The 11,421-nt window shown below is 59.1% G+C and carries 7 protein-coding genes; 2 read left to right on the forward strand and 5 right to left on the reverse strand.

Annotation, left to right across the window (positions count from 1 at the left end; genetic code table 11):
- Positions 1 to 102 precede the first annotated feature (102 nt).
- The 5 genes from IV091_RS15115 to IV091_RS15135 form a co-directional block, all read right to left on the reverse strand.
- Positions 103 to 3,222, reverse strand: a complete 3,120-nt coding sequence (locus IV091_RS15115) for a type I restriction endonuclease (protein ID WP_293470084.1) — start codon at positions 3,220 to 3,222, stop codon at positions 103 to 105.
- Positions 3,223 to 3,224: 2 nt separating this feature from the next.
- On the reverse strand, positions 3,225 to 4,571 hold the full coding sequence (locus IV091_RS15120) for a P-loop NTPase fold protein (protein WP_293470085.1): 1,347 nt from the start codon (positions 4,569 to 4,571) through the stop codon (positions 3,225 to 3,227).
- Positions 4,568 to 5,854: a restriction endonuclease subunit S gene (locus IV091_RS15125; protein WP_293470086.1), complete on the reverse strand. Its 1,287-nt coding sequence runs from the start codon at positions 5,852 to 5,854 to the stop codon at positions 4,568 to 4,570. Before IV091_RS15125 ends, IV091_RS15120 begins: the two co-directional genes overlap by 4 nt.
- Positions 5,851 to 7,599 (reverse strand): class I SAM-dependent DNA methyltransferase, encoded by a 1,749-nt coding sequence (locus IV091_RS15130; RefSeq protein ID WP_293470087.1) that lies wholly within the window; start codon positions 7,597 to 7,599, stop codon positions 5,851 to 5,853. The genes IV091_RS15125 and IV091_RS15130 overlap by 4 nt, the downstream gene beginning before the upstream one ends.
- A 189-nt stretch (positions 7,600 to 7,788) precedes the next feature.
- Positions 7,789 to 8,946: a M20 family metallopeptidase gene (locus IV091_RS15135; RefSeq protein WP_293470088.1), complete on the reverse strand. Its 1,158-nt coding sequence runs from the start codon at positions 8,944 to 8,946 to the stop codon at positions 7,789 to 7,791.
- 454 nt (positions 8,947 to 9,400) lie between these two features.
- Here IV091_RS15135 and IV091_RS15140 point away from each other — a divergent pair, with 454 nt between their 5' ends.
- Positions 9,401 to 10,579 carry a branched-chain amino acid ABC transporter substrate-binding protein gene (locus tag IV091_RS15140; protein ID WP_293470089.1) on the forward strand — a complete coding sequence of 393 codons (1,179 nt, stop codon included), beginning with the start codon at positions 9,401 to 9,403 and terminating at the stop codon, positions 10,577 to 10,579.
- Positions 10,580 to 10,649: 70 nt separating this feature from the next.
- The coding region (locus tag IV091_RS15145) for a branched-chain amino acid ABC transporter permease (protein ID WP_293470090.1) at positions 10,650 to 11,421 on the forward strand (772 nt) is incomplete at its 3' end.

An 11,421-nucleotide genomic window follows, 5' to 3' on the forward strand; every position in this document is an offset into this window, starting at 1 on the left:
CCAATCTCCTTTAGAAGGTCCTTGAGGCGCTTGCGGGCCAAATCAATGTCGCGCTGGGCCCCAACCCAAACAAAGCGCAGGGGCTGCATTCAGGCTGCTCATTCACCCAGCAACAGCCTTCTCCCGCAGCCGCTCATACAACCCCGAGTGGTTCAGCAAAATGTCCAGCAGGCCGCGCAGCACCACTGGCGAATTTAGCGCCTGGGTGCTCATCACGGTGTGCGCGTCATAGGACTCGATGATGGCGTTTTGCAGCTCGTTGGTCAGGTCCGGTGAGTTGGCAAACTGCTCCTTCGAGTTGTTACTCGCCTGCTGCTGCAGGGTCTTGGATTCGGCCACCTTGCCCAGAAGCGTGCCGTTCACGTAGCGCAGCTGGTCCTGCTCGCTCGTTCCCGCGCCAAACAGGTCGTTGAGCTTGTCGATCAGCTCGGCCATGTAGGCGGTCTGTTTTTCCTGCACGCTACCGCTGCCCGCCTCGGTGATCGGCGCCAGCTTGGGCGTCTCGCCCGCGCTCAGCAGCAGCTTGCGCAGGCCCTGGTCCTTCAGGTGGTGGTGCGTCAGCACCACCTTGGACAGGTCGATGCCTTCCCGCTCCCGGCCAAACTCCAGCAGCGGCAGCAGGCGCTTGTAGAACATGGCGCGCTTTTCAATGTCGGTGTTGCCGTAGTCGAAGATTTGCGACAGGAAGGTGTACAGCCGCAGGTAGGCGCCCATGTCGCCCTTGAACAGCACCAGGGCGTCCAGCTCATCTTGCGCGCCCCTGGCCGCCTTGCTGTCGTCCTTGGCCAGAGCCATCTTCAATGTGGCCTGCGCGGCCTGGTAGCGTTTCATGAGCCGATCCTGCACCGGCGCCAGGGCCGCGACCAGCTCGCTCTGCCGGGCGTCCGGCTTGAGTTCGACGGCCACCACGCGCTCGACCTCGAAGTCGTCGTAGTGCCCGGCGGCGTCCAGCTTGGCGCGCAGGTTGAAGACCAGGTTGGGGTCGGTCGTGGCCGACAGTTCTGCCGTGGTGTGGTACGCCTTGAAGGACGCCAGCACCTCCTCGGTGTCATTGACGAAGTCCAGCACGTAGGTGGTGTCCTTGCCGGGGTGGGCGCGGTTCAGGCGGCTCAGGGTTTGCACCGCCTGGATGCCCGCCAGGCGCTTGTCCACGTACATGCCGCACAGCAGCGGCTGGTCAAAGCCGGTCTGAAACTTGTTGGCGACCAAGAGAATCTGGTATTCCTCGCCCTTGAAGGCTTCGCGGATGTCGCGGCCCTTGAGCCTGGGGTTGAGCGCCGGGCTGTTCTCGGTGAAGCCGTCCGGGCCGGAATCCGGATCGTTCACCTCGCCCGAGAACGCCACCAGCGTGCCGATGGCGTAGCTGTGTGCCTTGATGTACTGCTCGATGGCCAACTGCCAGCGCACCGCTTCGAGCCGGCTGCCGACCACCACCATGGCCTTGGCTTTTCCGGCCAGCAGCGGCGAGACGAACTCCCGGAAGTGCTCGACCACGATCTCGACCTTCTGGGCGATGTTGTACGGGTGCAGCCGCACCCAGCCCATGATGCCCTTCATGGCGGCGCTGCGCTCGACCTCCTGGTCGCTCAGTTCCTGGCCGTTGTGGGCCAGCTTGAAGGCCAGGGCGTAGGGCGTGTAGTTCTGCAGCACGTCCAGGATGAATTTTTCCTCGATAGCCTGGCGCATGGAGTACACGTGAAAGGGCACGGGCACGTTGTCGGGGGCCGGCTTGCGCGTCGGGTCCGGGCAGGTGCCAAACAGCTCCAGGGTCTTGTTCTTGGGCGTGGCCGTGAACGCCACGAAGGTGATGCCGCCATCATCGGCCCGGGTGGCCATCTGCGCGGCCAGGATGTCCTCGGTGCTGACTTCGCCGCCGTCGCCCAGCTCCTTCAATTCCTCCGGGCTGAGCACGGCCTTGAGCTTGGCGGCCGCTTCGCCAGTCTGCGAGCTGTGCGCCTCGTCGGCAATCACGGCAAAGCGCTTGCCCTGCGTGGCGGCGAGCTTGCGCACGGCTTCCAGCGCAAAGGGAAAGGTCTGGATGGTGCAGACCACGATCTTCTTGCTGCCGTCCAGTGCCTCGGCCAGCGCCGCGCTCTTGGACCCGTCGGTGTTCTTGATGGTGGCCACGACGCCGGTGGTACGCTGAAAGTCAAACAGCGCCTCCTGCAGCTGCGAGTCGATCACGTTGCGGTCAGACACCACCAGCACGGTGTCGAACACCTTGCAGTTCTCGGCGTCGTGCAGCTCGGCCAGGAAGTGCGCCGTCCAGGCAATCGAGTTCGTTTTGCCGGAGCCCGCCGAATGCTGGATCAGGTACTTCCCGCCGGGGCCATCATGGATCACCGCAGCTTGCAGCTTGCGCGTCACGTCGAGCTGGTGGTAGCGCGGAAAGACGATGCGCTCGATCTGCTTTTTCTTGTCGCGCTGGGCAATCAGGTAGCGGCCCAGGATTTCCAGCCAGCTGTCAACCGCCCAGACCTGTTCCCACAAGTAGGCGGTGCGGTGGCCCCCAAGCGCGTTCACCGGGTTGCCGGCCGCGCCCTCGTTGCCCAGGTTGAACGGCAGGAACACCGTGGCAGGGCCGTCCAGCCGCGTCACCATCGCCACTTCGGAGTTGCTCACGGCAAAGTGAACCAGCGCGCCGCAAGGAAACGACAGCAGCGGCTCGGCCGCCTGGCCCTTGGGTCGCGGGTGGCGGTCAAAGCGGTACTGGTCGATGGCGTCCTGCACGCTCTGGGTGAAGTCGGTCTTGAGTTCCACCGTGGCCACGGGCAGCCCGTTGAGGAACAGCACCAGGTCGATGTTGTTTTCGCTCAGCAGCGAGTAGCGCACCTGGCGCACCACGCGCAGCCGGTTGGCTCTGTAGCGGGCCAGGATGTCGGCGTTGATGGCCAGCGCTGGCTTGAACTCGGCGAGCTTGAGCGGGCTTTTCAGGCCCAGCAGTTCGATGCCGTTGCGCAGCACATCGAGCGTGCCGCGCTGGTCCAGCTGGTCGCGCAGGCGGGACAACAGCGTGTCGCCTGCCTTGGCGCCATGGTTCTTGAGCAGCACTTCCCAGGCTTTCGGCTGCGTGGCCTGCACCCAGGCCAGCACGTCGGCCGGGAACAGCGCCAAGGCGCGGTCGTAGCCTGCCGCATCACCTTCGGCATGGAGCCAACCGTGGGCGGCCAGGTGCTGGCAAATCTCGGTCTCGAAGCTGATTTCTTTGTGGAGCCCCGACATGATCAAAAACTTTCGATCTGTAGGTCGAGGTGGTTAGCCGTCGCAATAAAGTTATTCGTGTATCTACCCATTCGACCAATGAACTCAGCTTGATATTCGAGAAAAGTATGCGCGTCCTTTTGCTCAATTAACTTAGCCTGAACTTGGTGGAGTTCAGCGAGTCCAACCAAGAGAATATCTCCCCAAGTAGATTGGCTATTTATCGATCTGCCATTTACGATATTTTGAAGCGCCTCGTTACACTCGATATGGGTTTTAGTGTCATTTTTCCGAAGATTTGTGAATCTTTTTGGATGCTTGATCTTTGTAGCGATCAGGTAACCCAGTAAGCCCGTGTAAGGGCGATCGGCCATTACGAACAACGCACACATACGGTCGATGTCCCTCAATGACATTGAAAATGCACCAATCCAAATGACGATATCATTTCTGAACGCTTCGACACCTTGCCGGTCCTCGTTGTTAAAACCATACCGCTCAAGCACATGATTTGCGAATGCGTCATGACGCGCGTCAGACCCATTTGTTCCAATAGTCGCTTTGGGTAGCTCGAACCACAGGTTTACAAACTTGCCGAGATACCCTTGACCATCTGTACCTTGCCCATACTGGCCCTCAATCGCAATTTCCATCTGTTTTCTATTCAAAAGCAAGACGAAGACCAAATTGGGCACGTCAAACAAGTGCTTGATGCGCTCGATCAGTGTGACGGCAAATGATGGCTTGCATCGATCCAGTTCGTCAATCATTACAACTACAGGGCGTTCACTTTTCAGGGCGGCTTCAGCCAGCGTAACCCGAAAACCTTTCAATGATGCGCGTTCCTCCGCCATGGATTCAATGCGTTTTTCAATCCACTTCTCTGCACCATCTGCAGCCCCATCCGTCGCTCCCTTCAGCGTATCTTCCACGTCAGAGGATAAATCCGATGTTCCTGTAAGCAGTCGTCCTGCCAAGTTGATCAAAACCTTCGTCCCCATTGGGACGATTGCCTTCATCACGCCCGCCGCCTTCTTTTGCAAAGAGTCACCTTGCCCTGTAGCGTCATCAAGCAACGCAGACAACTCCGAAGCGATCAACACGAACGGGTCATCAACATAGTCGTTCTCAAAAGCGTCGATAAACGCCACTTTGTGGTCTGTCCTAAGCTGTTCGGCCCAATGACGGCCGAACCAACTTTTACCCTCACCCCATGGAGCGTCAATACCAATCACCGCACCCGCCTTCAGCCGATTGATGTAGGTGCTGAGTTGAGTCGCCAAAGCCGCTCGGCCAAACTGGTCACCTTCAAAAGGTGTGGTGATCTGGAACGAATCAGCCGAAATTGAAAGCGGCTTGTCTTGGTTCATACTGATTCCAATTCTGCTTGGGTAACAACACCACGAACATCAATTTGGCCGGTGACGGCAGCCGAAATCAGCGCAGTGCGGCGCTCTTGCAGCAGGTGGATGGCGCGCTGGTTTTCGGTAGTGAGGAGGTCGAGCTTAGTAAGCTCACTATCGAGGAACGTGACAATGGCGACTTGCTCCTCTTTAGGTGGTACGGCAACTGGAAGGACGTGAATGTCATTTCTGTCAATTCCAGGAACAGCTGCCTTTGCTGAATGAGCCGCAAAATCCACCGTCTGAAGGGAGTACCAAACAAAGCGAGGGTGATTGCCGTGAAAGTTGGACACATACAAAGATGTGTTGTGCGGCCAAAAGTCATCTTGAATGTAAAAAAGACGGCCAGTAGAGCCGTAGCGACCCGTGACGACACCAGGCCCATGTGCCATGAATGATCCGTGTGTTCCGTTAATCCCGCTTGATGTCACCACAGGGTATGGCCCCTCTGTACGCTCTGAATCTGTAAGGTCGTGGCCTCGGTGAAGCGTCGAAAACCGTTTAATTACCATCACATCCCAATGAGCAGGAACATATTCGATGCCTGTGATGCAGGACGGCTTCAGGGGTGCGTCGAAGTTCAGGCCCCGGGTGACGGCGTGGGAGATGACGGCTTGGCGCTTTTCCTTCAGCAGCGCCATCAGCCGCCGCTGCTCGGCCACCAGCGCATCAATCTTGGCGGTTTCGCGGTCCAGGAAGGCGGCGATTTGGGTTTGTTCGGCAAGAGGTGGGAAAGCCAGTTCTACATTGTCCAGAGCGTATTGGCCTAGACCAACGCGAGTCAGTCCATTCGCAAGAACGGCAAAACAGGACTTGGCAAAGTTTGAATCAAAAAACCGCTTGATGAACGCACCATCGGCATCAGGCAGCGGGCGAACCATGGACAGGTGGTAGCCGCAAATAACGCCAGGCAAGTCCGCTGGAACATACGCAGCGATTGCAATGTCATCGGCTGTCTCAGAATCTTTAGTGATGATCGTGTCACCGGCGCGAAGGGTGAATTTGGCAATCTGGTCGGTCGATGCAGTCGCCGCCATGAACTCCATCCCAGCGGTGATCGTCTCGTTGTAATACACGTCCGTGTAGTTGCAGAGCAGAACGGGCGTTTCACCATCGTGAGATTTCTTGTCCACGTTGCTTGGGAACACATGACAGGCTTGTTTGAGGCGCTTCACTGCCCAATGCCCCGGCACCTGCCCCAGCCACTCCACGCCGCTGTCCTTGTAAGTCGGGTAACGCGAAAAGCTCATGCCGTAAGCCCGCCAATCATGGTCAGGATGCGGTCGGTCACGCCCTTCAGTTCGGCATCGATCTCGGCCAGCGGGCGCGGCGGCTTGAAGACGTAGAAGTGGCGGTTGAACGGTATCTCGTAGCCGACCTTGGTCTTGTCCGCATCAATCCAGGCATCGGGCGCATGGGGTAGCACCTCGCGCTTGAAGTAGGCGTCGATGTCCTCGCCCAGCGGCACGTTCTCGGTGTCGCGCAAGCTGGAGTCGGCCATCGGCTTGCCCTTGGCCTTGCCTTTGCTGCCCAGCACAACCTGGCCGCTGGCGTCCCGCTCTGGGCGCTCGACGGTGATGGTGCGGTAGCCAAAGTCCTCGTTTTTGAAGATGCGGCTGATCGGCACGCCATCGCGGGTCAGTTCATCAAAGCTGCCGAACAGGCGCGTGATGTCCTCGATGTGGGCCGGGCTGAGTTCCTTGCGCTTGCTGCCCAGGCTCTTGCGCATCTTTTGCCAGAAGCTGCTGGCGTCAATCAGCTGGACCTTGCCTTTGCGCGCGGCGGGCTTCCTGTTGCTGACGATCCAGACGTAGGTCGAGATGCCGGTGTTGTAGAACATGTCCGTGGGCAGCGCGATGATCGCCTCGACCAGGTCGTTTTCGAGCACGTAGCGGCGAATCTCGCTTTCGCCACTGCCCGCGCCGCCCGTGAACAGCGGCGAGCCGTTGAGCACGATGCCGAACCGGCTGCCGCCATCGACCGCCGGGCGCATCTTGGCGATCAGGTGCAGCAGGAACAGCAGTGAGCCGTCGCTTACGCGCGGCAGGCCGGGGCCAAAGCGCCCGTTGAAGCCATGCTGCTCGGCTTCCTTGCGGATTTCCTTCTCGATCTTCTTCCACTCCACGCCAAAGGGAGGGTTGGACAAGCTGTAGTCGAACACCTTGCCGCCCAGGCCATCGGCTGACAAGGTGTTGCCCAGGATGATGTTGGCAATGTCCTGGCCCTTGATGAGCATGTCCGCCTTGCAGATCGCATAGGACTCGGGGTTGAGCTCCTGGCCGTACATGACCAGCCGGGCATCGGGGTTCAGGCCGGCCAGGTGCTCGCCGGCCACGCTGAGCATGCCGCCCGTGCCCGCCGTGGGGTCGTATAGCGAGCGCACCACGCCGGGCTTGGTCAGCGCCTGGTCGTCCTCGATGAACAGCAGGTTGACCATCAGGCGAATGACTTCGCGCGGAGTGAAGTGCTCGCCGGCTGTCTCGTTGGACAGCTCGGCGAACTTGCGGATCAGCTCCTCGAACACCGCGCCCATGTCGGCATTGCTGACCACGTCCGGGTGCAGGTCGATGGTGGCGAACTTCTCGGTGACCATGTAGAGCAGGCCGGACTTGGCCAGCTTGTCGATCTGGGTGTGGAACTCGAAGCTCTCGAAGATGTCGCGCACGGCCGGCGAAAACGCCTGCAGGTAGGCGCGCAGGTTCTCGCCGATGTGGTCCTGGTCGCCCATGAGCTTTTTCAGGTCCAACGGCGAGGTGTTGTAGAAGAACTGGCCGGACTTGCGCAGCAGGAATGGCTCGGGGTTCAGGCCGGCCGCTTCCCGGGTGGCTTTCTCGGCCAGCACGGCGGCCTTGGTCGATTCAAGCACGCAGTCCAGGCGGCGCAGCACGGTGAAGGGCAGGATGACCTTGCCGTAGTCGGAGGGCTTGTAGTCGCCGCGCAGAAGGTCGGCGACGGACCAGATGAAGGAAGAGAGATTGGGATTCGGGTTGGTCATGCTGCGAGTGTATCGGCCGTGATACAGGTTGGCCGTGGGCATGGGCCTCGGCTGCGGTGTCAAATGTGGCCACCCGCTGCGAGGTGATCAAGCGGCTCTATTTCAGACGTCCGCACGCTTTGACCGCAGCGCGCGGTCCTGGCCCGCATGGCGCTCGTGCACAGTTCTTTGCGCACGATCAGATCAAGGTCATCCCTTGCACCAGTCAAGGATGATCTGCCGGAACAGTTGCTCCGCTTCGCCTATCCGCGCCACATAGCAAAATTCATCAGTCTGGTGCGCCATATGCGGCTCGCCTGGTCCCAGAATCACGGTCGGTGGCTGCCCCAGCGGTTCGCGCAAGGCTGCTGCATCAGTGAAATAAGAAACCGTCTTGGGCTGCAAGGGCGTGTCGAAAAGGGTCTGGCAACGCGCGAATACGCTCTGCATCCAGGGGTCTTCGGGTGCGGTGAAGACGCTGCCTACGTCGAGCAGGGTTTGCAAGCCGATGCCCGGACCCATGCGACTGCACAGACAACCCCATATCTGCCTGTGGTCCTGTCCAGCGACGGTGCGAATGTCGATCGTCATCTCGGCCGCATCGGGTACCGAGTTGATATTCAAACCACCACGCGCCGTTCCGATGTTTAGCGTGCCCTGTCCCATCAACGCATGGGGCGGGGTCGCGAAATCGAAGTTTTCAAGCGCCAGTGCGGCGCGCGCGATCTTGTAAATAGCGTTGTCGCCGCTCTCCGGCATGGAGCCGTGGGCGGTGACGCCGGTCGCACTGGCTTTTAGCCAGAACGCGCCCTTGTGGCCCACCAGCGGTTGGTTGCCGGTCGGCTCGGCCACCACCAGCGCTCCGGCCTTGCCAAGAATTTCGGCCACATCGCTCATGCCCACCAGATGGAACGCGCCTTCGCAGCCGGTCTCTTCGCCCGCGGTGATGACCAATGTCAAACCGGCGCTGTCCTTGATCTCGCTGGCCACCGCGATCGCGGCAATGGTGAAGGCAGCAACGCCGCTTTTCATGTCGCTGGAACCACGGCCGTACAGCTTGTCGCCCACGATCTCTGCGCCGAACGGGTCATGTGCCCATTTCGCTGAACCGAGCGGGACCACGTCGACATGGCCGGTGAAGCAAATCGGCGGCTTGTCGGGTTTGCCGCCTATGCGTGCGACCAGGGTGCTGCGGTGCGGTGCGAAGTCAACCAGCCGGCAATCGTAGCCCGCCGCCGACAGCAGCTCTGCCAGATACCGGGTGCACTGGTCTTCATTGCCGGGCGGATTGATGGTGTTCATCCGCAACAGGGTCTGGGTCAACGCGACGGCATCGTTGACCGGGATACTTGATAAGTTGTCAGCCATTTTGGGTTCCATAGTGCGATTGATGTGGCGGGGCGATCAAGCCAGAGCCCTTACTGCCCAGTGTGTGTTTTTGCGTCCGCCCGGCAGTTTGCGCTGTTGATGCGTGCGAACCGGTCAGCATCATTCAGTGCGGCGCCTTGTTCGGGAATGGTACGACAGTCTGCTTTCGGCACCAACGTGGGATGCCCCCTTGAGCACCGCAGCGGTGCGTCGAACCAGCGATTCGATTGGGGTTGTTCATTGACCTGGACCCTGTCAAATGATCCAAGTGGCCCACTGCTTCTGGCGCGTTAAGGTGGGCTGATTCGGGTTTCCCCTCGTGGTCAGTAAGGATAATATCTGGCATAAATCATGCATGTCAATATTCAAGTGACTTGAACTGTATTCAAAAGACAGTCAATCAGGATCATGTTACTTAATTTGAATTCTTCAATCCACCCGAAAGGAAGTGACTATGCGCAGGCGAAACACGGTATTGGCAGGAACGGCGTTGTTGACGACATGTATGGGTCTGGCTCTCGTGGCCAGCCCCGTCATGGCGAAAGAAGTGGTGAAAATCGCCTTTATCGGTCCGTTGACCGGTGGGGTCTCCAATATGGGCCTGGGGGGACGCAATTCCGCCGACCTGGCAGTGCGCCTGCGTAATCAGGATCCCAAATCCAAGTTCACCTACGAATTGGTGCCGCAGGACGACGAGTGCAAGCCCAATGTGGGTGTGCAGGTGGCGACCAAGGTGGCCGCAGATAAAAATATCGTGGCGGGCGTCACACACTATTGCTCGGCAGTCGCCATGGCCACGGCGGGCGTGTACAACCGTTTTGGCATGCCGGCTGTGGTGTGGGGTGCGGTTCTGCCCGAGGTCACCTACGGCAACAACTTCAAGGAAATTCATCGTGTCAACGGCACGATGATCAATCAGAACGAGGTCGCCTACAAGTTCATGGCCGGACTGGGCTACAAAAAATGGGCCATTATTCATGACACAACGGACTACGGCAAAGGACACAACAAATACTTTGGCGAATTCCTGAAAAAAGGTGGCGGCAAGGTCCTGGGCACCTTCGGGGTGACGGCTGACCAACAGGATTTCACCACCGAACTGACCAAGATTCGCGAGTTGAATCCGGACGTCATTTACTTCGGCGGACTGACGCCGCTCGGCGTGCGGATTCGGACGCAGATGGAGAAGCTGGGCATCAAGGCGCAATTCCAGGGTACCTCCGGGATCAAGTCCGATGCCTATATTCAGGGCGCCGGCAAGGAACTGGCTGAAGGCACGCTTTCGTTTATCGAAGGGGCGCCATGGGAGAAGCTGCCAGGCGGTCTTTTCTTCACCAGCAAATACGCGCAGCAAAAATACGGCGAATCGGCAGAGGCTTATGGTCCCTTTGCATTTGCCGCCGCCAATCTGATCATGGATGCCGTGGAGAAGGTTGGTCCGGATCGCAAAAAAGTGCGTGACGTTCTGAACAAGACCAATGATGTCGATACGATTGTCGGCAAGGTGACCTTTGACGACCATCGCCAGAACATCGTGTCGCTTATCACCAAGTACGTGGTGGAAAACGGTGCCTGGGTGGTTTGGGAAGACAGCAGCTACGGCAAAGGCAAGCGCAAGCTCGCCGGTTTGTAATCCCCAAGATGCCCTCCTGCACGCCATCGGCGACGCGGGAGGGTAATCCTCAACCGTTTCAGGAAACCTGATGAGCGAAGTTAGTCAATATATCTTCAATGGCCTGATGCTGGGCGTGATTTACGCCATGGTCGCTGTTGGCTTTACCCTGTTTTTCGGGGTTCTGGACGTGATCAAGTTCTCGCACGGTGACACCTTGATGGTGGGTGCCTTCGCCGGGCTCACGGCGTCCATCCTGATGATGAAAATCGGACTGGATTCTCCGGTGCTGCAGTTGCTTGCGGTGGTTGTATTTGCAGTCGCCGTCACTGGGTTGCTGGGGGCGGGAATTGCCAAGTTCCTGATCCTGCCGCTGCGCCATGCGCCGCCGCTCAACACGCTGCTGGCGACGCTGATGCTTGGCACCGTGATGCGCGAGGCGGTTCGTCTGTTCTATCCTGACGGCTCCAACCCGAAACCGTTTCCCGCGTTGTTGCCTACCTCCATGGTGGAGCTTGGCGGGCTTTCGCTGCGAATTGACAACCTGATTTTGCTGGCCAGCGGCCTGCTCGCCATTGCCGGCGTACACCTTCTGATCACGCGAACCAAGCTCGGCCTGGCGATTCGTGCTGTGGCGCAAGACGGAGAGACCGCGCGGTTGATGGGTATCAACTTCGAGGCGGTGGTGTTAATTACCTTTGCACTGGGCTCTGGCCTGGCTGCGCTCGCCGGTGTGATGAACGGCTTGTACTACTACGAAGTCAACTTCAATGTCGGTTTGCTGCTGGGTGTGATTGGATTTGCTGCGGCCATCCTGGGCGGGCTGGGCAATATCTATGGCGCCATCATTGGCGGATTTCTTT

Source organism: Polaromonas sp. (assembly GCF_018780625.1).
GTDB lineage: Bacteria > Pseudomonadota > Gammaproteobacteria > Burkholderiales > Burkholderiaceae_C > Polaromonas.